This window comes from Pseudomonas sp. MS01C9 (assembly GCF_058202755.1).
The window spans coordinates 380,112-405,558 of record NZ_CM177073.1 but is presented as its reverse complement, the minus strand read 5'-3'; the positions used below and the strand labels follow the sequence as shown (position 1 = coordinate 405,558).

The following is a 25,447-nucleotide window of genomic DNA, read 5'->3' as shown; positions in this document are numbered from 1 at the left end:
CGGTCCACTTTGCCCGCGATTTCGCCACCTTCGCTTCATAGGATTTCGTAATGAGCAATAACGCGTCCTTCACGCCGCCCAGCCTGTTGCTCAGCACCATCGGGCTGTCGCTGGCGACGTTCATGCAGGTGCTCGATACCACCATCGCCAACGTCGCCCTGCCGACGATATCCGGCAACCTGGGGGTAAGCTCCGAGCAGGGCACCTGGGTCATCACTTCGTTCGCCGTGAGCAATGCCATCGCCTTGCCGTTGACCGGCTGGCTCAGTCGTCGGTTTGGCGAGGTCAAGCTGTTCTTGTGGGCGACGATGCTGTTCGTGCTCGCTTCATTCTTGTGTGGCGTTTCCACTTCGATGCCGGAGCTGATCGGCTTCCGTGTGCTTCAAGGGCTGGTGGCAGGGCCGTTGTACCCGATGACCCAGACCTTGCTGATCGCGGTGTATCCGCCCGCCAGGCGGGGGATGGCCCTGGCATTGCTGGCGATGGTCACCGTGGTGGCGCCGATTGCCGGGCCGATCCTGGGGGGCTGGATCACCGACAGCTACAGCTGGCCGTGGATCTTCTTCATCAACGTGCCCATCGGGATTTTCGCGGTGATGGTGGTGCGCCAGCAGCTCAAGGCGCGACCGGTGGTCACCAGTCGCCAACCGATGGATTACGTCGGGTTGATCACGTTGGTCATCGGTGTCGGCGCGCTCCAGGTGATTCTCGACAAGGGCAACGACCTGGACTGGTTCGAATCGAATTTCATCATCATCGGCGCCCTGGTCTCGGTGATCGCCCTGGCGGTGTTCGTGATCTGGGAAATGACTGACCGGCATCCGGTGGTCAATCTGCGGTTGTTCGCCTATCGCAACTTTCGCATCGGCACCATCGTGCTGGTGGGCGGTTATGCCGGTTTCTTCGGCATCAACCTGATCCTGCCGCAATGGCTGCAGACGCAGATGGGCTATACCGCCACCTGGGCCGGGCTGGCCGTGGCGCCCATTGGTATCCTGCCGGTGCTGATGTCGCCCTTCGTCGGCAAGTACGCCCACAAGTTCGACCTGCGCCTGTTGGCCGGGCTGGCGTTCCTGGCCATCGGCCTGAGCTGCTTCATGCGCGCCGGGTTCACCAATGAGGTGGATTTCCAGCACATCGCCCTGGTGCAGTTGTTCATGGGCATCGGCGTGGCGCTGTTCTTCATGCCGACGCTGAGCATCCTGATGTCCGACCTGCCGCCCCAACAGATCGCCGACGGCGCGGGCCTGGCGACATTCCTGCGGACCCTGGGCGGCAGCTTCGCCGCGTCCCTGACCACCTGGATCTGGATCCGTCGGGCCGACCAGCACCATGCCTACCTGAGCGAAAGTATCAGCACGTTCGACCCCGCCACCCGCGAGGCGCTCAACCAGCTCGGCGGCGCCAGCACACCGGCCTATGCCCAGCTCGACCAGATTCTCAACAGCCAGGCGTACATGCTCTCCACCGTGGATTACTTCACGCTGCTGGGCTGGGCATTCATGGGGTTGATCATGCTGGTATGGCTGGCCAGGCCGCCGTTCGCGGCGAAGGCGGGGCCGGCGTCGGCGGGGCATTGATCCAACGATTCAATAATCCAGTGTGGGAGCGAGCTTGCTCGCGATGGCGGCATGACAGTCAACTTTTATGCTGACTGAAAACACCGCTATCGCGAGCAATCCCGCCCCCCACAGGGGAATTCAGGTTTGGCTGGGAGGTGTCTCGGGTGCCGATAGCAGCGGCGGTGGGGCGAACCCAAACGAGGCCAGCGCGAAACCCTGTTCATCCACCTGCAATGCCCAGCCTTGCTTGTCCCAGTCCCCTAGCACGATGCGCCGGGCGGCCTGTTCGCCCAGTTGCAGCTTGTGGATGGCGGGGCGGTGGGTATGGCCGTGGACCAGGGTTTTCACGCCGTATTGCTGCATGACCCGCGGGACTTCCTCGGGCGTGACGTCGATGATGTCGTTGGCTTTCATCCGGGTCTGCGTGCGACTTTCGCTGCGCAGCTTGCGCGCCAGTTTCCGGCGGCTGCCCAGGGGCAGGTGGCGCAGGATGAACAGCGTGAGCGGATTGCGCAGCCAGCGTCGCAACTTCATATAGCCTTCGTCGCGGGTGCAGAGACTGTCGCCGTGCATCAGCAGCACCGGCTCGCCGTTGAGCTGCACGACAGTCGGGTCCTTGATCAGGGTGCAGCCGGCCGCTTTGCAGAAGGCCTGTCCCAGCATGAAGTCGCGATTGCCGTGCATCAGGAAAATGGCCGTGCCGCTGTCGCTCAAGGTGCGCAGGGCCTGGCAGATGGAGCGCTGGAAGGGTGTCATGGCATCGTCGCCGATCCAGGCTTCGAAGAAGTCCCCCAGAATGTAAAGCGCTTGCGCCGAACGGGCGCGTGTGGCGAGTAAATCCAGAAACGCCCGGGTAATGTCCGGGCGCTCCTCTTCCAGATGCAGATCTGAAATCAGCAGTATCACTCAATGATCTCGGCTTTCTCGATGATCACGTCGTCTGCCGGGACGTCCTGGTGGCCGGCCTTGGACGTGGTGGAGACGCCTTTGATGCTGTCGACCACATCGGTGCCCTCGATCACTTCACCGAACACGGCGTAGCCCCAGCCCTGGACGGTCTTGGCGCTGTGGTTCAGGAAGCTGTTGTCGGCCACGTTGATGAAGAACTGCGCGGAGGCCGAATGCGGCTCCATGGTACGGGCCATGGCGACGCTGTACTTCTTGTTCGGCAGGCCGTTGTCGGCTTCGTTCTGGATGCTTGGGCGCTTGTCTTTCTTTTCTTTCATGCCCGGTTCGAAACCGCCGCCCTGGATCATGAAGTTGCCGATGACGCGGTGGAAAATGGTGTTGGTGTAGTGACCGGCCTTCACATACTCGAGGAAGTTGGCGACGGTCACGGGGGCTTTTTCGGCGTTCAGTTGCAGAACGATGTCGCCGTGGTTGGTGGTCAGTTTGACTTTGCTCATGATGACTACTCTTTCATGGAATTCGTGGGTTCTGGGGCGCGAACGCCGGCAACCGATCTGGCTTCAATCGGCCAGGCTGGGCAGTTTAGCGTGCCAGGCACGAATTTCGAGGCTGTTTTTCGTCTGGCAGCCGAATAAATTCAATCGTTTGCCGGGCCTGGCGCTGTCAGCGGCTTGACAGCATCGGCTATGATACGGGTTTTGATTTATCAGGCCGCACCCGGCCGCGCACTTGTCTGTTCAAGGATCCTATGAGCAAGCCCACTGTCGACCCTACCTCGAATTCCAAGACCGGCCCGGCCGTTCCGGTCAATTTCCTGCGCCCGATCATCCAGGCGGACCTGGATTCGGGTAAGCACACGCAGATCGTCACCCGTTTTCCGCCTGAGCCCAACGGCTACCTGCACATCGGCCACGCCAAGTCGATCTGCGTGAACTTCGGCCTGGCCCAGGAGTTCGGTGGCGTCACGCACCTGCGTTTCGACGACACCAACCCGGCCAAGGAAGACCAGGAATACATCGACGCGATCGAAAGCGACGTCAAGTGGCTGGGTTTCGAATGGTCCGGTGAGGTGCGCTATGCCTCGCAATATTTCGACCAATTGCACGACTGGGCGGTGGAACTGATCAAGGCCGGCAAGGCCTATGTGTGCGACCTGACCCCGGAGCAGGCCCGGGAATATCGCGGCAGCCTGACCGAGCCCGGCCGCAACAGCCCGTTCCGCGAGCGCAGCGTCGAGGAGAACCTGGACCTGTTCGCCCGCATGCGCGCCGGTGAGTTCCCGGATGGTGCGCGGGTGCTGCGGGCCAAGATCGACATGGCCTCGCCGAACATGAACCTGCGTGACCCGATCATGTACCGCATCCGTCACGCCCATCACCACCAGACCGGCGACAAATGGTGCATCTACCCCAACTATGACTTCACCCACGGTCAGTCGGACGCCATCGAAGGCATCACCCATTCGATCTGCACCCTGGAGTTCGAAAGCCACCGTCCGTTGTACGAGTGGTTCCTCGAGCACCTGCCCGTGCCGGCCAAGCCGCGCCAGTACGAGTTCAGCCGCCTGAACCTGAACTACACCATCACCAGCAAGCGCAAGCTCAAGCAGTTGGTGGACGAGCAACACGTCAACGGCTGGGACGACCCGCGCATGTCGACGCTGTCGGGCTTCCGTCGGCGTGGCTATACGCCGAAATCGATCCGCAACTTCTGCGAGATGGTCGGCACCAACCGTTCCGACGGCGTGGTGGACTTCGGCATGCTGGAATTCAGCATCCGCGAGGACCTGGACCAGAGCGCCCCGCGTGCCATGTGCGTGCTGCGCCCGCTGAAAGTCGTGATCACCAACTACCCGGAAGGCCAGGTCGAGAACCTCGAGCTGCCTTGCCATCCGAAGGAAGACATGGGCGTGCGCGTCCTGCCGTTCGCCCGGGAAATCTACATCGACCGTGAAGACTTCATGGAAGAGCCGCCCAAGGGCTACAAGCGCCTGGAGCCGGCCGGTGAAGTACGGCTGCGCGGCAGTTATGTGATCCGCGCCGACGAAGCCATCAAGGATGCCGACGGCAACATCATCGAGTTGCGTTGCTCCTACGACCCCGACACCCTCGGCAAGAACCCTGAAGGGCGCAAGGTCAAGGGCGTGATCCACTGGGTGCCGGCGGCCGCCAGCGTCGAGTGCGAAGTGCGCCTGTACGATCGCCTGTTCCGTTCGCCGAACCCGGAGAAGGCCGAAGACAGCGCCAGCTTCCTGGACAACATCAACCCTGACTCCCTGCATGTACTCACTGGTTGTCGTGCCGAACCTTCGCTGGGCAACGCACAGCCGGAGGACCGCTTTCAGTTCGAGCGCGAAGGTTACTTCTGCGCGGATATCAAGGACTCGAAACCCGGTGCCCCGGTGTTCAACCGTACCGTGACCTTGCGCGATTCCTGGGGTCAGTGATCAAGTCTTAAGGGAAACCCTGTGCTTACGATCTACAACACGCTCACCAAGAGCAAAGAAGTCTTCAAGCCGCTGGATGGCAACAAGGTCCGCATGTATGTCTGCGGCATGACCGTGTACGACTACTGCCACCTGGGCCACGGTCGCAGCATGGTTGCCTTCGACCTGGTGACCCGCTGGTTGCGTTTCAGCGGCTATGACCTGACTTACGTGCGCAACATCACCGACATCGACGACAAGATCATCAACCGCGCCAACGAGAACGGCGAGTCGTTCGAGGCGCTGACCGAACGCATGATCGCGGCGATGCACGAGGACGAGGCACGTCTCAACATCCTCAAGCCGGACATGGAGCCGCGGGCCACCGACCATATTCCCGGCATGCACGCGATGATCCAGACGCTGATCGACAAGGGCTACGCCTACGCACCGGGCAATGGCGACGTGTACTACCGCGTCGGCAAGTTCATGGGCTATGGCAAGCTGTCGCGCAAGAAGATCGAAGACCTGCGCATCGGCGCGCGTATCGAAGTGGGCGAGTCGAAGCAGGACCCGCTGGACTTCGTGCTGTGGAAAGCCGCCAAGCCGGGCGAGCCGAGCTGGGATTCGCCGTGGGGCAAGGGGCGTCCAGGCTGGCACATCGAGTGCTCGGTGATGTCCACCTGCTGCCTGGGCGAGACCTTCGACATCCATGGCGGCGGCAGCGACCTGGAGTTCCCGCACCACGAGAACGAAATCGCCCAGAGCGAAGCGGCCACCGGCAAGACCTACGCCAATGCGTGGATGCATTGCGGCATGATCCGGATCAACGGCGAGAAGATGTCCAAGTCCTTGAACAACTTCTTCACCATCCGCGACGTGCTCGACAAATACCATCCCGAGGTGGTGCGTTATCTGCTGGTGTCGAGCCACTACCGCAGCGCCATCAACTATTCGGAAGACAACCTCAAGGACGCCAAGGGCGCCCTGGAGCGGTTCTACCATGCGTTGAAGGGCTTGCCCGCCGTGCCGGCCGCCGGTGGCGAAGCGTTCGTGGCGCGATTCACCGAGGTCATGAACGATGACTTCGGCACGCCGGAAGCCTGCGCGGTGCTGTTCGAGATGGTGCGTGAGATCAACCGCCTGCGTGAGAGCGACATCAACGCCGCGGCAGGTTTGGCCGCGCGCCTGAAGGAGCTGGCCAGCGTACTGGGGGTGTTGCAGCTCGAGGCTGACGACTTCCTCCAGGCCGGTGCCGAAGGTCGAGTGGACGCCGCCGAGGTCGACGCGCTGATCCAGGCGCGGCTGACGGCGCGGGCCAACAAGGACTGGGCCGAATCCGACCGTATCCGTGACCAGCTCACCGCCATGGGCGTGGTACTGGAGGACGGCAAGGGCGGCACGACCTGGCGCCTGGCGGACTAAGATCTTCTAAAGCTCGCCGTCCCCCTGTGGGAGCGAGCTTGCTCGCGATAGCGGAATGTCAGGCAACATTGTTGTCGATTGATACGCCGCCATCGCGAGCAAGCTCGCTCCCACTTTTTTTTGTGTCCGGCCTGGCAATCATTTTCTTATGAGCTAGTACTGTCAGGTCGATTCGACGTTCCCTGACAGGATTTTTCCATGTGGGCTCATTGGTCTCTGGCGGCAATTCATCTTCTGGCCTTCGCCCTCGGGCTCTGGGCAGTGCTCACGCGCGGTACGGCCCTGCGGCGCCTGGCCGGTGGCGTGGATGCGGTACGCAATGTGCTGGTGGCCGATAGCGTGTGGGGAGTGTCGGCACTGGTCCTGCTGGTGACCGGTGGGATGCGTGCTTTCGGCGGATTCGAAAAAGGCTCGGACTATTACCTGCACCAGCCTCTGTTCCATCTGAAGATGACCCTGCTTCTGCTGATCCTGCTGCTTGAACTCGTTCCCATGATCACATTGATCAAATGGCGGATGGCCCTGGGCAAGGGGGTGGCCATCGATGCATCCAGGGCAGGCCGACTGGCCCGGATCAGTCATGTCGAAGCGTTGCTGATGATGCTGATGGTGGTCGCTGCCACAGGCATGGCCCGTGGCGTGAGCTTGAGCTGACCGGCACTGATACCCGCTTCGTCGCCATTAAAACGAAATGTCCGACAGCCACGCCAGGGTCATGGCACTAATATCGGTTTCGAGGGTGTGGCGGAAAATCAGAAGCCGGATGGAGCAGGGATGGCGTGGGTGCGCCTGAATCTTTAGCCAGCCATTGCGGCGATGCAAACGGGCTGGCTGCGGACTGCTGCAGGGCTCAGGGAGTTTGCGGCTTGTCGGGGGCGGTAAGGCCGGCCTGAATGCGCTGATAAATCTCTTCGCGATGCACCGCAACGTTTTTCGGGGCATTGATGCCGATCCGGACCTGCTGGCCGCTAACGCCCAGAATGGTGATCGTGATGTCGTCACCAATGTTTATGCTTTCACCGACTTTGCGGGTGAGTATCAGCATGGTGTTCTCCTTGATTGCTTTATAGGGCACCTGATTCAGACAGTGCAGATGTCGGTACTGCTTATAGATTAGTGCTAAGTGTCACAATGTGGGTGCCTCTTTGTGACGCGCAGACGTAGCATTAATTCCCAGGGTGCGACTATACAGAGACGTCGTGCAGGATTCTCGTGTTTTGAGCATTGTTTGCGGGGTTCTTGGTGGGCGCGGGTGCTAAAATCGCCTCCTCATGTCTTCCAGAGGAAATGTTGTGCGCACATTGGCTTGGGTAATCGCGGTATTGATGCTGGCAGGATGTGGCGAGGGACGTGAGGTGGAAGCACCGAAACCGAAGCCATCCGTGGCTTCCTCTCCGGCAGCCGCTGCCGCGCCGCAGTGGGGTGTCGAGGTTCGGGGCGAAACACCTCAAGCAGTCAGTGACCTGACCGGATGGCTCATCGAACACAGCTTCATGTCGACCGTGGTCAAGGAGAACGGCAAGGACCGGGTCCTGGTAGGACCGTTCAACTCCCGGCCCGAAGCCGAAGCCGGGCAGGAGAAAATCAACGCCGCCCTGGTTCGGGCGAAAAAGCGCAACATCGAGACATTGGTGGTGGATTTTCCGGTCACCCGATAACCGGACGCATACCAAAAGGCCCCGGACGCTGGACGTCCGGGGCCTTTTCATTCTCATCAGCCGCAGGCTTTCAGATCCACCGGGCCGACAAACTCGTTCCCGCGACCCATGACACACGCCACGCTCTGGTTTCGTTGGCGCTCCCAGCTTTCCACCGGGTAGGTCTTGTCCCAGGCTTCGTACAGGCGTCGGTCCTGTTTCGAAAGACGCAAGCCGTACTGTTTGCTCATGTAGAAATAGGTCCGGGCGATCATGCCGCGAATGGACGGACGAGGCATGACCTTCTTGGCCTTGAAGTCCACCTGGGTCAGGCAGGAACCATACTGGCCTTTCTGCACCGGCAACCAGCCGAAGCTGAAATTGCTGCGATCACCATTCACTTCCCCGATGCTTGGCACCAGATTGTGAAGGTCGGCTTCGGCCCGCTGGTAGACCGGGTCGTAACGCGTGCAATTCTTGCGGCCGCCTTGCTGCCAGCACTGACGCTGATGACCGATCTGCCACGCCGGGACGATATGTTCCCACTCGATGCGGGCGGCACGGCTGGCGTTCTTGCGCGGTACGTAGCCGCAAGCCGCCAGGTTCACGCGATTGCCGGTGTACTTGCAACCGCAATAGAACTCGGTGGATTGAGGTGCGTAGAGTTTCCAGGCGATTTTCTTGGCTTCGTTGAAAGTCCGGGGCGCCGCGGCCTGGGCGCCCGTGGCGATGAATACGAGCAATAACGCAAAACAGCGAACGATCATCAGGTTCAATCTTCCTTCGGCACTACCCAGAAAACCTGTACGCCACCGTCATCGCGATAGGCGAGGGTGACGTTGTCGTTCTCATCGATCTCTTCCAGCAGGCGTTCCCATTCCTCCACTGGCTCGTCGGGAAGCCGGAAGATCAGCGCGGCCTTGGCTTTCTGGGCGATGGGAGAGTTGATGATTTTCGAGACCCGCAGGCCGATTCGTGTATAGGCGTCCAAGGGGGTCGCTGCAGTGGAGGGCGTGGCCACAGGATTATCCTTATTCAGGCTGTACGTGCATACAGTATTTAACCGTAGGCATTTACGCAACTGCTTAAAATTCAAGAAAATCGTCTGACAGCGCTTTTTTGGTTTTGATGTAGGAAGTGGGATCTTTTTTTGCCAGTCAGGCAACCAGGCGAGATACTCGATGACCTCGAGCGTTGACAAATGACCGAAGCGTTACCATAGTTCACTTCACGCAAACGTTTGCGCGGCATCCGCACGATGCTTTTGCCCACAATAATCATAAGATCGGAGTGAACCCATGAAGCTGCCATTCGCTGGACGCCTTCTCGCCGTCGCCATGCTCGCGACCGCATCCGCCACGCTGCCTTTCTCCTCGGCATTCGCCCAGACCACTGAAAAACCCAAGGTCGCCCTGGTCATGAAATCCCTGGCCAATGAATTCTTCCTGACCATGGAAGACGGCGCCAAGGCCTATCAGAAGGAACACTCCGCCGAATTCGACCTGATCTCCAACGGGATCAAGGATGAAACCGACACCGCCAACCAGATTCGTATCGTCGAGCAGATGATCGTGTCCAAGGTCGATGCCCTCATCATCGCGCCCGCCGACTCCAAGGCGATGGTGCCGGTAATCAAGAAAGCCGTCGACGCCGGCATCACGGTGGTCAACATCGACAACCAGCTCGACCCGGACGTGGTCAAGAGCAAGAACATCACCGTGCCGTTCGTAGGTCCCGACAACCGCAAGGGCGCGCGCCTGGTGGGCGAGTACCTGGCCAAGCAACTCAAGGCCGGCGACGAGGTGGGGATCATCGAGGGCGTGTCCACCACCACCAATGCCCAGGCACGTACCGCAGGCTTCAAGGATGCAATGGAGGCGGCGCAGATCAAGGTCGTGTCCCTGCAGTCCGGTGACTGGGAAATCAACAAGGGCAACCAGGTCGCGGCGTCGATGCTCAGCGAATACCCGAACATCAAGGCGCTGCTGGCCGGTAACGACAGCATGGCGGTCGGCGCAGTGTCGGCGGTGCGTGCAGCGGGCAAGGCGGGCAAGGTGCAGGTGGTCGGCTACGACAACATCAATGCCATCAAGCCCATGCTCAAGGACGGTCGTGTCCTGGCCACGGCTGATCAATTCGCAGCCCGGCAAGCGGTATTCGGTATCGAGACCGCGCTGAAAATCCTCAAGAAAGAAAAAGTCGAAAGCGGCGCCAACGGCGTTATCGAAACTCCAGTCGAGCTGGTTACCAAGTAGCTGTCCTGGCGACACAACGGCGCTCGCTCATCCGGGCGAGCGCATGGAGAGTCTTTTTATGTCCGTTTGCGATCCGAACGCTGTCCTGACCGTCAGCGGTATCGGCAAGACCTATGCCCAACCGGTGTTGACCGACATCGACCTGACGTTGATGCGCGGCGAGGTGCTGGCGCTGACCGGCGAGAATGGTGCCGGTAAAAGCACCCTGTCCAAGATCATCGGCGGGCTGGTGACGCCCACTACCGGGCAGATGCAGTTCCAGGGGCAGGCCTATCGTCCCGGCAGTCGTAGCCAGGCTGAGGAACTGGGCGTGCGCATGGTCATGCAGGAACTCAACCTGCTGCCCACCCTGTCGGTGGCGGAAAACCTGTTTCTCGACAATCTGCCCAATAGTGGCGGCTGGATCAGCCGCAAGCAGTTGCGCAAGGCAGCGATCGAGGCGATGGCCCAGGTCGGGCTCGATGCGATTGACCCCGATACCCTCGTGGGCGAGCTGGGTATCGGCCACCAGCAGATGGTCGAGATCGCGCGCAACCTGATCGGCGATTGCCACGTGCTGATTCTCGACGAACCGACCGCGATGCTGACGGCCCGGGAAGTCGAGATGCTTTTCGAACAGATCACCCGCCTGCAGGCCCGGGGCGTGTCGATCATCTACATTTCCCATCGTCTCGAAGAACTGGCGCGGGTGGCCCAGCGCATCGCAGTGCTGCGCGACGGAAACCTGGTCTGCGTCGAACCGATGGCCAACTACAACAGCGAGCAACTGGTGACGCTGATGGTGGGCCGCGAGTTGGGCGAACACATCGACCTGGGGCCGCGCAAGATCGGCGCGCCAGCCTTGACGGTGACTGGCCTGACCCGCTCCGACAAGGTTCGCGATGTTTCCTTCGAAGTGCGCAGCGGCGAGATATTCGGCATCTCCGGACTGATCGGGGCAGGGCGCACCGAGTTGATGCGCTTGATCTTCGGTGCCGATGCGGCCGACAGCGGTACCGTGGCACTGGGTTCACCGGCCCGGGTCGTCGATATCCGGTCCCCGGCCGATGCGGTGGCCCATGGCATCGCATTGATCACCGAAGATCGCAAGGGCGAAGGGCTGCTGCTGACCCAGTCGATCGCCGCCAACATCGCCCTGGGCAACATGCCGGAAATCTCCAGCGCCGGCATCGTCAATGGCGGCGAGGAACTCTCCTTGGCCCAGCGGCAGATCGACGCCATGCGCATCCGCAGTTCCAGCCCGACACAGTTGGTGTCCGAACTCTCGGGTGGCAATCAACAGAAAGTCGTGATCGGCCGCTGGCTGGAGCGCGACTGCTCGGTGCTGCTGTTCGACGAGCCGACCCGGGGCATCGACGTCGGCGCCAAATTCGATATCTACGCCTTGCTCGGCGAACTGACCCGCCAGGGCAAGGCGCTGGTGGTGGTTTCCAGCGACCTGCGCGAGCTGATGCTGATCTGTGACCGGATCGGTGTGTTGTCCGCCGGGCGCCTGATCGACACCTTCGAGCGCGACAGCTGGACCCAGGATGACTTGCTTGCCGCCGCATTCGCCGGCTATCAGAAACGTGATGCGTTGCTCAACGAAGCAGCGCCTAGGGAAATTTCATGAAAACCGCATCTGCCGTCGGTAAACCGAGTGGTAACTTCTATGGCCTCGGCACCTACCTGGGGCTGGCCGGCGCTCTGTTGGCCATGGTTGCGCTGTTCTCGGTCCTGAGCAGCCATTTCCTGTCCTACGACACCTTCAGCACGCTGGCCAACCAGATCCCGGACCTCATGGTGCTGGCGGTGGGCATGACGTTCATCCTGATCATCGGCGGCATCGACCTGTCGGTAGGGTCGGTGCTGGCGCTGGCGGCATCCACAGTGAGCGTGGCGGTGCTGGGCTGGGGCTGGAGCGTCTGGCCTTCGGCGCTGCTGGGCATGGCCGTGGCTGCGCTGGCGGGGACCGTCACCGGTTCGATCACCGTGGCGTGGCGGATTCCCTCGTTCATCGTGTCCCTGGGTGTGCTGGAGATGGCCCGCGGCCTGGCGTACCAGATGACCGGCTCCCGGACCGCCTATATCGGCGACTCCTTCGCCTGGCTGTCCAATCCCATCGCATTCGGTATCTCGCCGTCATTCATCATTGCCCTGCTGGTGATTTTCATCGCCCAGGCGGTGTTGACCCGTACCGTGTTCGGCCGCTACCTGATCGGCATCGGCACCAATGAAGAGGCGGTGCGCCTGGCCGGTATCAACCCAAAGCCGTACAAGATCCTGGTATTCAGCCTGATGGGGCTGTTGGCCGGTGTCGCGGCGCTGTTCCAGATTTCGCGCCTGGAAGCGGCGGACCCGAACGCCGGTTCGGGCCTCGAATTGCAGGTCATCGCCGCAGTGGTGATCGGCGGCACCAGCCTGATGGGCGGGCGTGGTTCGGTTATCAGCACGTTCTTCGGCGTACTGATCATTTCCGTGTTGGCGGCGGGCCTGGCGCAGATCGGTGCCACCGAACCCACCAAGCGCATCATTACCGGTGCGGTGATCGTGATCGCGGTGGTGCTCGACACCTATCGCAGCCAACGCGCCAATCGGCGGGCCTGAGCCATGGCGACGATCAAGGATGTAGCGGCGCTCGCGGGGATTTCCTATACCACGGTGTCCCATGTGGTGAACAAGACGCGACCGGTCAGCAAGGAAGTACGGCTCAAGGTCGAGGAGGCCATCGCGCGCCTCGACTACGTGCCCAGTGCGGTAGCCCGTTCGCTCAAGGCCAAGACCACGGCCACCATCGGCCTGCTGGTGCCCAACAGCCTGAACCCATACTTCGCTGAACTGGCCCGGGGCATCGAGGATTATTGCGAGCGAAACGGTTACTGCGTGATCCTGTGCAATTCCGACGACAACCCGGACAAACAGCGCAGTTACCTGCGAGTGCTTCTGGAGAAACGCATCGATGGCCTGATCGTCGCTTCCGCTGGCGGCGATGTCGGCCTGGCCGAGGGACTGGCCAGCGTGCGTACGCCCATGGTCATCGTCGACCGTGGCCTGGACGGCCTCGAGGCGGACCTGGTGCGCATCGACCACGAGTATGGCGCTTACCTGGCCACCCGGCACTTGCTGGAGTTGGGCCACCGTGACATCGCCTTCATCGGTGGCCCGGCGGACACCAGCGTGGCTCAGATGCGCCAGGCCGGATACTGCCGGGCCCTGGAGGAGGCGGGGATCGAGCTGGCGACCGGGCGCATGCTCGATAGCGATTTCACCAGCACCGGCGGCTATCGCGCGGCGGCCAGCCTGCTCGAACACCAGCCGCCCAGTGCGATCTTCGCGGCCAACGACATGATCGGCATCGGTGTGCTGCGGGCCGCCGCCGAACGCAATGTGCGGGTGCCCAGCGAACTGTCGGTCATCGGGTTCGATGACATCCAGATGAGCCGGTATGTCTATCCGGCATTGACCACGGTAGGGCAGTCGATCCTGCAGTTGGGCGAGATGGCGGCCGAGGTGCTGCTGCGGCGTATCGCTACGCCCGCGCTCGCCACCGAGCAACGGATCGTCACGCCCAGCATTGTCTTGCGAGAGTCGACCGCGCCGTTGTCCGGTGCGTTCGCCCAATACCGCTGAACCGAATTGATGAGTGATGATGTATGCCAGCAAAAGTAGTGGTGATAGGCAGCCTGAACATGGACCTGGTGACCCGGGCGCCGCGTCTGCCCCGGGGAGGGGAGACGCTGATCGGTGAATCGTTTTCCACCATTGCAGGCGGTAAGGGTGCGAACCAGGCCGTGGCCGCAGCGCGCCTGGGGGCGCAGGTCGCCATGGTCGGTTGCGTGGGCAGCGACGCCTATGGCCAGCAGTTGCGCGGCGCGTTGGTGAACGAAGGCATCGATTGCCAGGCGGTCAGCGTCGTGGAAGGTTCCAGTGGCGTGGCGCTGATCGTGGTCGATGACAACAGCCAGAATGCGATCGTGATCGTCGCCGGAGCCAACGGCGCGCTCACTCCAGCGGTCCTGGACGGTTTCGACGAGGTGCTGCAAAGCGCCGACGTCATCGTCTGCCAGCTGGAAGTCCCGGATGCCACCGTCGCCCATGCGCTCAAGCGCGGCCGTGAGCTGGGCAAGATCGTCATCCTCAACCCGGCACCGGCCTCCCACGCATTGCCGGCCGACTGGTACGCCTGTGTCGACTACCTGATTCCCAACGAAAGCGAAGCCGCCATGCTGAGCGGTTTGGCGGTGGACTCCCTGGAAACCGCCGAAGCCGCCGCGGCGCAATTGATCGGTGCCGGCGCGGGCAAGGTGATCGTGACGCTGGGCGGCCAAGGGTTGATGTTCGCCAACGGTTCGAGTTTCGAGCACTTCCCGGCGCCGCGGGTCAAGGCCGTGGACACCACGGCGGCGGGGGATACCTTTGTCGGCGGGTTCGCTGCCGCCCTGGCCAATGGGAAAAGCGAGGTGGAGGCCATTCGTCTCGGTCAGGTGGCCGCCGCGCTGTCGGTCACTCGCATCGGGGCACAGCCCTCCATTCCCACGTTGCAGGAAGTACAGGCTTTCGAATCATGAAAAAGACTCCGTTATTGAATGTGGCCCTCTCTCGGTTGATCGCTTCCCTCGGTCATGGCGACAAGGTGGTCATTGGTGATGCCGGCCTGCCCGTACCGCCGCAGGTCGAGTTGATCGACCTGGCCCTGACACCTGGAATTCCCGATTTCATCAGCACGCTGAAGGTGGTGCTCAGCGAAATGCAGGTGCAAAGCCATGTGCTGGCCGAGGAGATCTACGATAAGCAGCCGTCGGCCCTGGCGGCGCTCGAGACGCTTCATGTCCAGAATGCGCTGGGGACGCGGGAATTGGTCAGCCATGAGCAATTCAAAGCCCTTAGCCGACAAGCTCGGGCGATCATTCGCACAGGAGAATGCTCTCCGTACTGCAACATCGTGCTGATCGCCGGAGTAACGTTCTAACTGCCGAGTTCTGTCAAACCCTGCACAAGGAGTGCGCCATGCACCGCTATGCTCAGAAAATGCGCCAACTGTTTCGGAGTCTGCTGCTGTTGTCACTGATCACTGCTACAAGCGCCCAGGCGGCGGAAAAGATCGATCTGATCATCGACACCGATCCCGGTGCCGACGATGTGGTTGCCCTGCTGTTCGCCCTGGCCTCTCCCGAAGAGCTGCATATCCGTGCCCTGACCACCGTTGCGGGCAACGTGCGCCTGGACAAGACCTCCCGCAATGCTCGCCTGGCCCGGGAGTGGGCTGGCCGCGAAGACGTTCCGGTCTATGCCGGCGCGCCCAAGCCGATGATGCGTACCCCCATCTATGCGGAAAACATCCACGGCAAGGAAGGCCTGTCGGGAGTCACCGTGCATGAGCCCAGGAAAGGGCTGGCCAAGGGCAATGCGGTCAACTACCTGATCGATACCCTCAAGGCGGCCAAGCCCCACAGCATCACCATCGCCATGCTCGGGCCGCAGACCAACCTGGCCCTGGCGTTGATCCAGGAGCCAGACATCGTTCAGGGCATCAAGGAAGTCGTGATCATGGGGGGTGCCCATTTCAACGGCGGCAACATCACGCCGGTGGCTGAATTCAACCTGTTCGCCGACCCGCAGGCGGCCGAAGTGGTAGCCAAAAGCGGGGTGAAGCTGACCTACCTGCCACTGGACGTTACCCACAAGATCCTCACCAGCGAAGCGCGCCTGAAACAGATCGCCGCAGTGAACAACAATGCCAGCAAACTCGTAGGCGATATTCTCAATGAGTACGTCAAGGGCGACATGGAGCACTACGGCATGAGCGGTGGCCCGGTGCATGACGCCACGGTGATTGCCTACCTGCTCAAGCCTGGGCTGTTTACCGGCCGTGCGGTCAATGTGGTGGTGGACAGTCGCGAAGGCCCGACATTCGGGCAGACCATCGTCGACTGGTACGACGGCCTGAAGGCACCCAAGAACGCATTCTGGGTGGAAAACGGCGATGCCCAGGGTTTCTTTGACCTGTTGACCGAGCGTCTGGCGCGCCTCAAGTAAAGCGTCCTGGCCTACCCGCAGGCTTGTCCCGCGGGAAAGGCCTGCGTCTCAGTCCGTGGCCAGGCTGGCGTCGATGAGAGTCGGGTAGCGTTCGAATGCCTGTTGGATGAAATTTCGCGCGACCTCCGTCCCCAGTTCCCTCACCAACAGCTCGATGCCGATGATCGCCAGCTCCTCGGGACTGCCCGGGCTGTAGGAACTATGGCCCTCCAACCATTTGGCGTTGATGGTGGCTTCGATGCTGACGATGCTCATGATGGCGGCCCGTGACGTGGGAGGTGTGTAGGCTGAGTTAACCATTTTTGCCCCAGCTTTTGCACTGCGACTTAGGCATCAGGATGGGGCTGTGCGACACTTGTTTTTTGATTGCTCAAGGACCTTTTCCGTGCAGATCGATTTGAACGCACCTGACGGGCTGACCCTCGAGGCGGTTCGTCGGTTGCTGGCGTCGGCCAGCGACGACGAGCACACCCAGTTGCGCGTGACCAAGGCCGGGATTGCCTATCTGTCCTCGGGCGTGGTGGGTGGCACCGACATCGACGGCTTGCTGTTTCGGCTCGAGACGTGGGCGAAAGGCTCGGGATACGTCGGGCGGGTCGCGGCCAGTGATGAGGTCTGGGTCATGCAAATCTACAATGCCCTGAAGGAAAACTGGCCGAGTCCGCCCTTCGACTATATCGATGTTTACTGACGCTGTTCATATTCAGTCACGATTCATCCCTGAACAGCGGCCCCGGCTCAGGCAAACTGCCGTTCTCCGATGAAGGCATGCTGATGGCTCCGGTGTGAAACCAAGTTTCGTTTGGGTTGTCGCACGCTCTCTCTAACATCAAGAAAAGGAGGCTTCATGCCTTGGAAGCTCGCGTCATTGAGCACTGTACTGGCTGCCGTCGTGTTGAGCGGTTGCAGCAGCACCGCTGAAACCACCGCTGACCCTGTGGCAGGTGAGGCGGGGAGTGGGCGCTGCGAAGCGAAGGCTGCCGAGTTCGCCATCGGTAAACAGGCTTCGCCGCAGTTGCTGGAGCAGGCCCGCAGCCGTTCCGGCGCGCAGGTCGCCCGGATTCTCAAGCCCAACGACATGATCACGCTCGAGTACCGCTCCGATCGGCTGAATCTCAATACCGATGCCAAGCTGGTAGTCAATCGGGTGAACTGCGGCTGAGCCACAGGTTTCGACCGCCCATAAAAAACCCCGTCACATGGACGGGGTTTTTTTAGCGCGCCGAGAAATTACTCTGGGCGAACCTGTGCAGCTTGCATACCCTTTTGGCCTTTCTCAGCCACGAAGGAAACGGTCTGGCCTTCTTTCAGGCTTTTGAAACCGTCAGCTTCGATAGCTTTGAAGTGTACGAACAGGTCGTCACCGCCACCTTGAGGAGTGATGAAGCCGAAGCCTTTTTCATCGTTGAACCATTTAACGGTGCCGGTTTGGCGATTAGACATGGTGTATCTCCAAGAAACATATATTTTCAGTAGTGCTGTGCTGCTCAGGCCAACTGGGCACACCGGAGTATCATAGTCGAAATGTTCGATTTGGGAGCCCCCCGGACGTGCGGTTTGCCAATCAGTCGTGTTTTCCCTATCCCCTTGATTGGCTGGAGGCCCCGGTTTTAAAGGCTTTCAGTGGAATGTAAAGAGGATAAAAAAAGCTGTAAAAACAGCGAAAAAAGTACGGAAAAGCGATTTTTCGACGGGTTTTATCGCTCCCCATTCGCTGAAATAACCCAGCATTCAATTATTTTTTGGTGTTGCTGCCGGCCTTGCAGGAAGCGATCTGGCCCAGTGCCTTTTGCTGCAGGTCTTTGCTGGCCTTGTTGTCCATCAGCGCCTGGATATCCTTGGCCGGGTAGGATTTGATTGCATCGGCGCCACAGGCGCAGTGGGATTTCGCGGCGGCGGCTCCGATCTGTGGCGCGGCGGCTTCAATGCACTGGGCCATGTATTTTTCACGTTCGCCCTTGGGCCATTCGGCGTGGGCGGCCAGCGGGAGCAGCAGGGCGAGGGGGGCGACTACTGTCAATAGGGTATTCAGACGCATGCTGGGATGCTCCTTTTACGGTCAATGTCTTGTTATCTGAGGCGTCATGGGCGTTTCAGTTCAGCACTCTGGCATAAAATCCGGCACGAGGCTGCGAATAACCCTCGCATCAATCGGACGCGGCGATGACCGTTCATCTGTGCTAGCATGCCGGGCTCGGGTATTTTCAGGCGCCGGACTCCGACAGGTCTCGGTGGCGACAAATGTTCGAAACAACCCTGATTTGAATCCCAGTCACTCTGGTTTGGTTTCCCGGTTGGCCGAAAGGCTCCTGCCGCTGTAAGGCAGGCGTTCATCATTGAATGGCCTGGACTGGATCTTGTACTGGCTCATCCCAACCCACGTGACCTTTGGTAGGGGTCACCACTAGGAGAGGAGGCGCCATGCCAACTATTACTCTTCCCGACGGCAGTCAACGCTCATTCGATCATCCGGTCTCCGTTGCCGAGGTCGCCGCATCCATCGGCGCAGGCCTGGCGAAGGCCACCCTGGCCGGCAAGGTCAACGGCAAGCTCGTCGACGCCAGCGATGTCATCGACAGCGACGCCACGCTGCAAATCATCACGCCCAAGGACGAAGAGGGGCTGGAGATCATTCGCCACTCTTGCGCGCACCTGGTCGGTCACGCCGTCAAGCAGCTATACCCGACCGCGAAAATGGTTATCGGGCCGGTCATCGACGAAGGCTTCTATTACGACATCGCCTTCGAGCGTCCTTTCACGCCGGACGACATGGCGGCCATCGAACAGCGCATGCAACAGCTGATCGACAAGGATTACGACGTCATCAAGAAAGTCACCCCGCGTGCCGAAGTCATCGAAGTCTTCAAGTCCCGTGGCGAGGACTACAAGCTGCGTCTGGTGGAAGATATGCCGGACGAGCAGGCCATGGGCCTGTACTACCACGAAGAATATGTCGACATGTGCCGTGGTCCGCACGTGCCCAACACCCGTTTCCTGAAATCCTTCAAACTGACCAAGCTGTCCGGCGCCTACTGGCGTGGCGACGCGAAGAACGAGCAGTTGCAACGCGTCTATGGCACCGCCTGGGCCGACAAGAAGCAACTGGCGGCCTACATCCAGCGCATCGAGGAAGCCGAGAAGCGCGATCACCGCAAGATCGGCAAGCGCCTGGGCCTGTTCCACACCCAGGAAGAGTCGCCGGGCATGGTGTTCTGGCACCCGAACGGCTGGACGATGTACCAGGTGCTCGAGCAGTACATGCGTCAGGTCCAGCGTGAAAACGGCTACCTGGAAATCAAGACGCCGCAAGTAGTGGACCGCAGCCTGTGGGAGAAATCCGGGCACTGGGCCAACTACGCCGACAACATGTTCACCACCCAGTCGGAAAACCGCGACTACGCCATCAAGCCAATGAACTGCCCATGCCATGTGCAGGTGTTCAACCAGGGCTTGAAGAGCTACCGCGAACTGCCGATGCGTCTGGCCGAGTTCGGTGCCTGCCACCGGAACGAGCCGTCGGGTGCGCTGCACGGCATCATGCGGGTGCGTGCGTTCACCCAGGACGACGCGCACATTTTCTGCACCGAAGAGCAGATGCAGGCCGAATCCGCCGCCTTCATCAAGCTGACCATGGATGTCTACCGTGATTTCGGCTTCACCGAAGTCGAGATGAAGCTGTCCACTCGTCCGGAAAAGCGTGTCGGTTCCGATGAGCTGTGGGATCGCGCCGAAGCGGCACTGGCGGCTGCCCTCGACAGCGCGGGCCTGGCGTACGAAGTGCAGCCGGGCGAAGGGGCGTTCTACGGTCCGAAGATCGAATTCTCGCTTAAAGATTGTCTCGGTCGGGTCTGGCAGTGTGGTACCTTGCAGCTCGATTTCAACCTGCCGATCCGTCTGGGCGCCGAATACGTGTCCGAAGACAACAGCCGCAAGCACCCGGTCATGCTTCATCGCGCGATCCTAGGTTCCTTCGAGCGCTTCGTCGGGATTCTGATCGAACACTACGAGGGTGCGTTCCCCGCGTGGCTGGCGCCGACCCAGGCAGTGATCATGAATATCACTGATAAACAGGCAGATTTTGCCGCCGAGGTCGAAAAAACTCTCAACCAAAGCGGATTTCGTGCCAAGTCTGACTTGAGAAATGAAAAGATCGGCTTTAAAATCCGCGAGCATACCTTGCTCAAGGTTCCCTTTCTTCTGGTTATTGGAGATCGGGAAGTCGAGATGCAGACTGTCGCTGTGCGTACTCGCGAAGGTGCTGACCTGGGCTCTATGCCCGTCGCCGAATTCGCCGAGTTCCTCGCGCAAGCGGTTTCCCGGCGTGGTCGCCCAGATTCGGAGTAATTATTATTAAGCGTGAAATGAGACAAGATAAACGAGCTGCACCGAAAGCCCCGATCAACGAGAATATCTCGGCACGCGAGGTTCGGTTAATTGGCGCTGACGGCGAGCAGATTGGCATCGTCTCGATTGATGAAGCGCTTCGTATTGCTGAAGAAGCCAAGCTTGATCTGGTAGAAATTTCCGCCGATGCAGTCCCACCGGTTTGCCGGGTCATGGACTACGGCAAGTCGATCTTCGAGAAGAAGAAGCAGATTGCCGCGGCGAAGAAGAACCAGAAGCAGATTCAGGTAAAAGAAATCAAGTTTCGTCCAGGGACGGAGGAAGGGGATTACCAGGTAAAACTGCGCAACCTGGTACGTTTCCTGAGTGACGGGGACAGGGCCAAGGTATCCTTGCGATTCCGCGGCCGTGAGATGGCCCACCAGGAGCTGGGGATGGAACTCCTCAAGCGGGTCGAACAAGACCTGCTCGAGTACGGTTCGGTCGAACAGCATCCTAAGATGGAAGGACGCCAGCTGATCATGGTCATCGCCCCGAAAAAGAAGAAGTAATCACCAGGGCACGGCAGGCCTTGCGATTATGTTTATCAACTGAATGCGGAGTATCCGAACATGCCAAAGATGAAAACCAAAAGTGGTGCTGCCAAGCGGTTTCTGAAAACTGCTAACGGCATCAAGCACAAGCACGCTTTCAAGAGCCACATCCTGACCAAAATGTCGACCAAGCGTAAGCGTCAACTGCGCGGTAGCAGCTTGCTGCATCCGTCTGACGTGGCAAAAGTCGAGCGCATGCTGCGCCTTCGTTAATTTTTGGATCAAGAATAGAGGAAGTAACTCATGGCTCGTGTAAAGCGTGGCGTCATTGCCCGTAAGCGTCACAAGAAAATTATGAAACTTGCTAAAGGCTACTACGGTGCGCGTTCCCGCGTATTCCGTGTTGCCAAGCAAGCCGTAATCAAGGCAGGCCAATACGCCTACCGTGACCGTCGTCAGAAAAAACGTCAGTTCCGCGCTCTGTGGATCGCTCGTATCAACGCTGGTGCGCGTATCAACGGTCTGTCCTACAGCCGCCTGATCGCTGGCCTGAAAAAAGCGTCGATCGAAATCGACCGCAAGGTTCTGGCTGATCTGGCAGTGAACGAAAAAGCGGCGTTTGCTGCGATTGTCGAGAAAGCTAAAGCCATCCTGGCTTAAGTACCCCCGACAGTCACCGAGGCCCACCTCTGTGGGCCCAGGTGCCAAACGTCTTAAATAGGGGAAGAGCCTTAAAGCTCTTCCCCTATTTTGTATCTGGAGTCTGTACATGGAAAACCTGGATGCGCTGGTCTCTCAAGCACTAGAGGCTGTGCAAAGCGCTGAAGATATCAATGCCCTGGAGCAAATCCGGGTTCACTACCTTGGCAAGAAGGGCGAGTTGACCCAGGTGATGAAGACCCTGGGGAACCTGCCGGCCGAAGAGCGTCCGCAGGTCGGTGCGCTGATCAACGTTGCCAAGGAGCGTGTCACAGAGGTCCTCAATGCGCGCAAGGCGTTGTTCGAGGAGGCGGATCTGGCCGCCAAGCTCGCCGCCGAGTCCATTGACGTGACCCTGCCTGGCCGTGGCCAGACTTCCGGAGGCTTGCATCCGGTGACCCGGACCCTGGAACGCATCGAGCAGTTCTTCACTCGCATCGGCTACGGCATCGCCGAGGGGCCCGAGGTCGAAGACGATTATCACAACTTCGAAGCGCTCAACATCCCGGGCCATCACCCGGCCCGTTCGATGCACGATACCTTCTATTTCAATGCCAACATGCTGTTGCGCACCCATACCTCGCCGGTACAGGTCCGCACCATGGAGTCCAAGCGTCCGCCGATCCGCATCGTCTGCCCGGGGCGTGTGTACCGTAGCGACTCGGATATCACCCATTCGCCGATGTTCCACCAGGTCGAAGGCCTGCTGGTGGATCGCGATATCAATTTCGCCGACCTGAAAGGCACCATCGAAGAGTTTCTGCGGGTGTTCTTCGAAAAAGAGCTGGCCGTGCGTTTCCGCCCTTCGTACTTCCCGTTCACCGAGCCATCCGCTGAAGTCGACATGGAATGCGTGATGTGCAGCGGCAAGGGTTGCCGGGTGTGCAAGCAGACCGGCTGGCTGGAAGTCATGGGCTGCGGCATGGTTCATCCCAATGTGCTGCGCATGTCCGGGATCGATCCGGAAGAGTTCTCGGGCTTTGCCTTCGGTATGGGGGTCGAGCGCCTGGCCATGCTGCGTTACGGTGTGAATGACTTGCGCCTGTTCTTCGACAACGACTTGCGGTTCCTCGCGCAATTTCGCTAGGGCTTGTACGAAAAGTCGCCGAGCGGCGATCAGGCAAGGCGAAAACAGGCGAGGAGGATGAGTTTACTGGTTGTAAATGAGCATCCGAGCCTGTTTTAAACGCAGCATGGTCGTCGCGCAGACACTTTACGTACAACGCCTAGGTCGCGGTAACGAATCTATTAGGAGAACAGGATGAAATTCAGTGAACAATGGCTGCGTGGCTGGGTTAGCCCGCAGGTAAGCCGGGACGAGCTGGTCGCTCGTCTGTCGATGGCCGGCCTTGAGGTCGATAGCGTGACGCCGGCCGCCGGCGAATTCAGCGGTGTGGTGGTGGGTGAGGTGTTGAGCACCGAACAGCACCCGGACGCCGACAAATTGCGGGTTTGCCAGGTCAGCAATGGCGTGGAGACCTTCCAGGTGGTCTGCGGCGCGCCAAACGTGCGTCCAGGCCTGAAGATTCCGTTTGCGATGATCGGTGCCGAGCTGCCGGGCGACTTCAAGATCAAGAAGGCCAAGCTGCGTGGCGTCGAGTCCAACGGTATGTTGTGCTCTCAGGCCGAGCTGCAGATCGGCGAAGGGAATGATGGCCTGATGGAGCTGCCGGCCGATGCGCCGGTGGGCCAGGACATCCGCGAATACCTGGACCTGGACGATGCCAGCATCGAGGTCGACCTGACTCCGAACCGTGGTGACTGCCTGTCCCTGGCCGGCCTGGCCCGCGAGGTTGGTGCCCTGTATGACGCCCCGGTGACCCGTCCCGTGGTCGCCTCGGTCCCGGCCGTGCACGATGAAGTGCGTTCGGTCGAAGTACTGGCGCCAGCGGCCTGCCCACGTTACCTGGGTCGAGTGATCCGTAACGTCGACCTGTCGAAGCCGACGCCACTCTGGATGGTGGAGCGTCTGCGTCGCGCCGACGTGCGCAGCATCGATGCCGCGGTCGATATCACCAACTACGTGATGCTGGAGTTGGGGCAGCCACTGCACGCCTTCGATCTTGCCGAAATCAACGGCGGCATTCGCGTGCGCATGGCCGAAGAGGGTGAGAAGCTGGTCCTGCTGGACGGTCAGGAAGTCACCCTGCGTAGCGATACCCTGGTGATCGCCGATCATACCCGCGCGTTGGCGATTGCCGGCGTGATGGGCGGCGAACACAGCGGCGTTGGCGAATCGACTCGCGATGTGTTCCTTGAAAGTGCCTTCTTCGACCAGATCGCCGTGGCGGGCAAGGCCCGTTCGTACGGCCTGCATACCGATGCGTCGCACCGCTACGAGCGTGGCGTGGACTGGCAACTGGCCCGTGAAGCCATGGAGCGCGCCACTGGCCTGCTGCTGGATATCACGGGTGGCGAAGCCGGCCCGATCATCGAAACCGTCAGCGAACAGCATCTGCCTCGGATTGCGCCGGTCACCCTGCGCGCCCAGCGCATCTCCCAGATGCTCGGCATGGACATGGATCCGGCCGAAGTCGAGCGCCTGCTGGGAGCCCTGGGCCTGAACATCAGCGCCGACGGGGCAGGGCAATGGCGCGTCGAGGTGCCAAGTCATCGCTTCGATATCAGTCTGGAAGTCGACCTGATCGAAGAGCTGGCCCGCCTGTACGGCTACAACCGCCTGCCGGTTCGTTACCCCCAGGCTCGCCTGGCTCCCCAAGCCAAGTCCGAGGCCCGTAGCGACCTGCCGGAGCTGCGTCGCCTGCTGGTGGCGCGCGGTTATCAGGAAGCGATCACCTACAGCTTCATCGATCCGCGCCAGTTCGAACTGTTCAACCCGGGCGTCGAGCCGCTGCTGTTGGCCAATCCGATCTCCAACGACATGGCGGCCATGCGCTCGTCCCTGTGGCCTGGCCTGGTCAAGGTGCTTCAGCACAACCTGAACCGCCAGCAGGATCGCGTGCGTCTGTTCGAAAGCGGCCTGCGCTTCGTCGGTCAGCTGGAAGGCTTGAAGCAGGAGCCGATGCTGGCCGGCGTCGTTTGTGGCAGTCGCCTGCCGGAAGGTTGGGCCCAAGGTCGCGATGGCGTGGACTTCTTCGACGTCAAGGCTGACGTTGAGGCCGTGCTGGGCTTCGCTGGCGCCCTCGACGCCTTTACTTTCGTACCTGGCAAGCATCCGGCGCTGCACCCTGGACAGACCGCGCGCATCGAGCGGGAAGGGCGCGAAGTCGGTCATATCGGTGCCATTCACCCGGAACTGTCGAAAGCGTTGGGGCTGGATCGCCCTGTCTTTGTCTTCGAACTGGTCCTGAGCGAAGTGGCCCTGGGTAAAATGCCTGAATTCCAGGAGTTATCGCGCTTTCCTGAAGTGCGTCGTGACCTTGCCTTGCTGGCTGATCGCGAGGTTGCCGCCAGTGCCGTACTGGACGTAATCCGTGAAAATGCAGGTGAATGGCTGACGGACCTCAGGCTATTTGACGTGTATCAGGGTAAAGGCATTGATCCGCATAGAAAAAGCCTTGCAGTCGGCTTGACCTGGCAGCATCCATCGCGCACTCTTAACGACGATGAGGTGAATACCGCAACGCAGAACATCCTCACCTCGCTCGAACAAAGGTTGAACGCCACGTTAAGGAAGTGACGT

The 25,447-nt window shown here is 60.4% G+C and carries 28 protein-coding genes; 20 read left to right on the top strand and 8 right to left on the bottom strand.

Features of this window, described 5'->3' with window-relative positions; all coding sequences use genetic code 11:
- The first annotated feature begins 50 nt into the window (after window positions 1-50).
- On the top strand, window positions 51-1,580 hold the full coding sequence (locus AC1M7R_RS01915; RefSeq protein WP_072430659.1) for a DHA2 family efflux MFS transporter permease subunit: 1,530 nt from the start codon (window positions 51-53) through the stop codon (window positions 1,578-1,580).
- A 120-nt stretch (window positions 1,581-1,700) separates the two neighbouring features.
- Here AC1M7R_RS01915 and lpxH read toward each other — a convergent pair whose 3' ends face one another.
- Both lpxH and AC1M7R_RS01905 read right to left on the bottom strand, forming a co-directional pair.
- A complete protein-coding gene (gene lpxH / locus AC1M7R_RS01910; protein WP_072392494.1) occupies window positions 1,701-2,468 on the bottom strand; it encodes a UDP-2,3-diacylglucosamine diphosphatase in 768 nt (255 codons plus the stop codon).
- Complete coding sequence (locus AC1M7R_RS01905; RefSeq protein WP_072392497.1) at window positions 2,465-2,968, bottom strand: peptidylprolyl isomerase; 504 nt, start codon at window positions 2,966-2,968, stop codon at window positions 2,465-2,467. The genes lpxH and AC1M7R_RS01905 overlap by 4 nt, the downstream gene beginning before the upstream one ends.
- A 251-nt stretch (window positions 2,969-3,219) precedes the next feature.
- On the opposite strand from AC1M7R_RS01905, the gene AC1M7R_RS01900 reads away from it, so the two are divergent.
- The 3 genes from AC1M7R_RS01900 to AC1M7R_RS01890 all read left to right on the top strand — a co-directional run bounded on the left by AC1M7R_RS01900 (window position 3,220) and on the right by AC1M7R_RS01890 (window position 6,975).
- Complete coding sequence (locus AC1M7R_RS01900) at window positions 3,220-4,917, top strand: glutamine--tRNA ligase/YqeY domain fusion protein (protein WP_072392500.1); 1,698 nt, start codon at window positions 3,220-3,222, stop codon at window positions 4,915-4,917.
- 21 nt (window positions 4,918-4,938) lie between these two features.
- Window positions 4,939-6,321 carry a cysteine--tRNA ligase gene (cysS, locus tag AC1M7R_RS01895; protein WP_072392503.1) on the top strand — a complete coding sequence of 461 codons (1,383 nt, stop codon included), beginning with the start codon at window positions 4,939-4,941 and terminating at the stop codon, window positions 6,319-6,321.
- A gap of 198 nt (window positions 6,322-6,519) precedes the next feature.
- Window positions 6,520-6,975, top strand: coding sequence for a DUF2214 family protein (locus tag AC1M7R_RS01890; protein WP_092180027.1), 456 nt, complete (start codon window positions 6,520-6,522; stop codon window positions 6,973-6,975).
- 196 nt (window positions 6,976-7,171) lie between these two features.
- On the opposite strand, the gene csrA is transcribed toward AC1M7R_RS01890, so the two are convergent.
- Window positions 7,172-7,366: a carbon storage regulator CsrA gene (csrA, locus tag AC1M7R_RS01885; RefSeq protein WP_003179932.1), complete on the bottom strand. Its 195-nt coding sequence runs from the start codon at window positions 7,364-7,366 to the stop codon at window positions 7,172-7,174.
- Between the two features lie 247 nt (window positions 7,367-7,613).
- Here csrA and AC1M7R_RS01880 point away from each other — a divergent pair, with 247 nt between their 5' ends.
- Window positions 7,614-7,979: an SPOR domain-containing protein gene (locus AC1M7R_RS01880; protein WP_072430658.1), complete on the top strand. Its 366-nt coding sequence runs from the start codon at window positions 7,614-7,616 to the stop codon at window positions 7,977-7,979.
- Between the two features lie 56 nt (window positions 7,980-8,035).
- Here the strand turns inward: AC1M7R_RS01880 and AC1M7R_RS01875 are convergent, their stop codons facing one another.
- Window positions 8,036-8,725, bottom strand: a complete 690-nt coding sequence (locus AC1M7R_RS01875) for an endonuclease (protein ID WP_072392513.1) — start codon at window positions 8,723-8,725, stop codon at window positions 8,036-8,038.
- A gap of 5 nt (window positions 8,726-8,730) precedes the next feature.
- The gene (locus AC1M7R_RS01870; protein WP_076406630.1) at window positions 8,731-8,979 is read right to left on the bottom strand and encodes a DUF1654 domain-containing protein; all 249 of its coding nucleotides are present in this window, start codon (window positions 8,977-8,979) and stop codon (window positions 8,731-8,733) included.
- Between the two features lie 277 nt (window positions 8,980-9,256).
- Between AC1M7R_RS01870 and AC1M7R_RS01865 the strand changes: the two genes are divergently transcribed.
- From AC1M7R_RS01865 to AC1M7R_RS01835, 7 genes are read left to right on the top strand one after another with little or no spacing between them, the layout of a single operon-like run.
- On the top strand, window positions 9,257-10,213 hold the full coding sequence (locus AC1M7R_RS01865) for a sugar ABC transporter substrate-binding protein (RefSeq protein WP_072392519.1): 957 nt from the start codon (window positions 9,257-9,259) through the stop codon (window positions 10,211-10,213).
- A 58-nt stretch (window positions 10,214-10,271) separates the two neighbouring features.
- Complete coding sequence (locus tag AC1M7R_RS01860; RefSeq protein ID WP_072392523.1) at window positions 10,272-11,825, top strand: sugar ABC transporter ATP-binding protein; 1,554 nt, start codon at window positions 10,272-10,274, stop codon at window positions 11,823-11,825.
- Window positions 11,822-12,799, top strand: a complete 978-nt coding sequence (locus AC1M7R_RS01855; protein ID WP_072392526.1) for an ABC transporter permease — start codon at window positions 11,822-11,824, stop codon at window positions 12,797-12,799. The genes AC1M7R_RS01860 and AC1M7R_RS01855 overlap by 4 nt, the downstream gene beginning before the upstream one ends.
- Before the next feature lie 3 nt (window positions 12,800-12,802).
- Window positions 12,803-13,822, top strand: a complete 1,020-nt coding sequence (locus AC1M7R_RS01850) for a LacI family DNA-binding transcriptional regulator (RefSeq protein WP_072392529.1) — start codon at window positions 12,803-12,805, stop codon at window positions 13,820-13,822.
- Between the two features lie 23 nt (window positions 13,823-13,845).
- A complete protein-coding gene (gene rbsK / locus AC1M7R_RS01845; protein ID WP_072392532.1) occupies window positions 13,846-14,760 on the top strand; it encodes a ribokinase in 915 nt (304 codons plus the stop codon).
- Window positions 14,757-15,161 (top strand): D-ribose pyranase, encoded by a 405-nt coding sequence (gene rbsD / locus AC1M7R_RS01840; protein ID WP_123596078.1) that lies wholly within the window; start codon window positions 14,757-14,759, stop codon window positions 15,159-15,161. Before rbsK ends, rbsD begins: the two co-directional genes overlap by 4 nt.
- 38 nt (window positions 15,162-15,199) lie before the next feature.
- Entirely contained in the window at window positions 15,200-16,228 is a 1,029-nt protein-coding gene (locus tag AC1M7R_RS01835; protein WP_072430655.1) for a nucleoside hydrolase, read from the top strand.
- Window positions 16,229-16,276: 48 nt separating this feature from the next.
- Here AC1M7R_RS01835 and AC1M7R_RS01830 read toward each other — a convergent pair whose 3' ends face one another.
- Entirely contained in the window at window positions 16,277-16,483 is a 207-nt protein-coding gene (locus tag AC1M7R_RS01830) for a hypothetical protein (RefSeq protein ID WP_072392541.1), read from the bottom strand.
- Window positions 16,484-16,613: 130 nt separating this feature from the next.
- Here AC1M7R_RS01830 and AC1M7R_RS01825 point away from each other — a divergent pair, with 130 nt between their 5' ends.
- Together AC1M7R_RS01825 and AC1M7R_RS01820 are read left to right on the top strand one after the other, a co-directional pair.
- Entirely contained in the window at window positions 16,614-16,919 is a 306-nt protein-coding gene (locus tag AC1M7R_RS01825) for a hypothetical protein (protein WP_072392544.1), read from the top strand.
- A 156-nt stretch (window positions 16,920-17,075) separates the two neighbouring features.
- Window positions 17,076-17,390: an I78 family peptidase inhibitor gene (locus AC1M7R_RS01820; protein WP_072392547.1), complete on the top strand. Its 315-nt coding sequence runs from the start codon at window positions 17,076-17,078 to the stop codon at window positions 17,388-17,390.
- Between the two features lie 68 nt (window positions 17,391-17,458).
- Here AC1M7R_RS01820 and AC1M7R_RS01815 read toward each other — a convergent pair whose 3' ends face one another.
- Window positions 17,459-17,671: a cold-shock protein gene (locus AC1M7R_RS01815; protein WP_017904083.1), complete on the bottom strand. Its 213-nt coding sequence runs from the start codon at window positions 17,669-17,671 to the stop codon at window positions 17,459-17,461.
- 292 nt (window positions 17,672-17,963) lie between these two features.
- Window positions 17,964-18,266, bottom strand: a complete 303-nt coding sequence (locus AC1M7R_RS01810) for a hypothetical protein (protein ID WP_072392549.1) — start codon at window positions 18,264-18,266, stop codon at window positions 17,964-17,966.
- Between the two features lie 383 nt (window positions 18,267-18,649).
- Here AC1M7R_RS01810 and thrS point away from each other — a divergent pair, with 383 nt between their 5' ends.
- The 6 genes from thrS (at window position 18,650) to pheT (ending at window position 25,444) form a co-directional block, all read left to right on the top strand.
- A complete protein-coding gene (gene thrS, locus AC1M7R_RS01805) occupies window positions 18,650-20,572 on the top strand; it encodes a threonine--tRNA ligase (RefSeq protein ID WP_072392551.1) in 1,923 nt (640 codons plus the stop codon).
- A complete protein-coding gene (gene infC, locus AC1M7R_RS01800) occupies window positions 20,572-21,123 on the top strand; it encodes a translation initiation factor IF-3 (RefSeq protein ID WP_169432615.1) in 552 nt (183 codons plus the stop codon). The genes thrS and infC overlap by 1 nt, the downstream gene beginning before the upstream one ends.
- A gap of 60 nt (window positions 21,124-21,183) precedes the next feature.
- The gene (gene rpmI, locus AC1M7R_RS01795; protein WP_002553160.1) at window positions 21,184-21,378 is read left to right on the top strand and encodes a 50S ribosomal protein L35; all 195 of its coding nucleotides are present in this window, start codon (window positions 21,184-21,186) and stop codon (window positions 21,376-21,378) included.
- A gap of 30 nt (window positions 21,379-21,408) precedes the next feature.
- Window positions 21,409-21,765, top strand: coding sequence for a 50S ribosomal protein L20 (gene rplT / locus AC1M7R_RS01790; protein WP_072392553.1), 357 nt, complete (start codon window positions 21,409-21,411; stop codon window positions 21,763-21,765).
- 109 nt (window positions 21,766-21,874) lie between these two features.
- Window positions 21,875-22,891: a phenylalanine--tRNA ligase subunit alpha gene (pheS, locus tag AC1M7R_RS01785; protein WP_072392557.1), complete on the top strand. Its 1,017-nt coding sequence runs from the start codon at window positions 21,875-21,877 to the stop codon at window positions 22,889-22,891.
- A 174-nt stretch (window positions 22,892-23,065) separates the two neighbouring features.
- A complete protein-coding gene (gene pheT, locus AC1M7R_RS01780) occupies window positions 23,066-25,444 on the top strand; it encodes a phenylalanine--tRNA ligase subunit beta (protein ID WP_490610194.1) in 2,379 nt (792 codons plus the stop codon).
- Window positions 25,445-25,447: the final 3 nt, after the last annotated feature.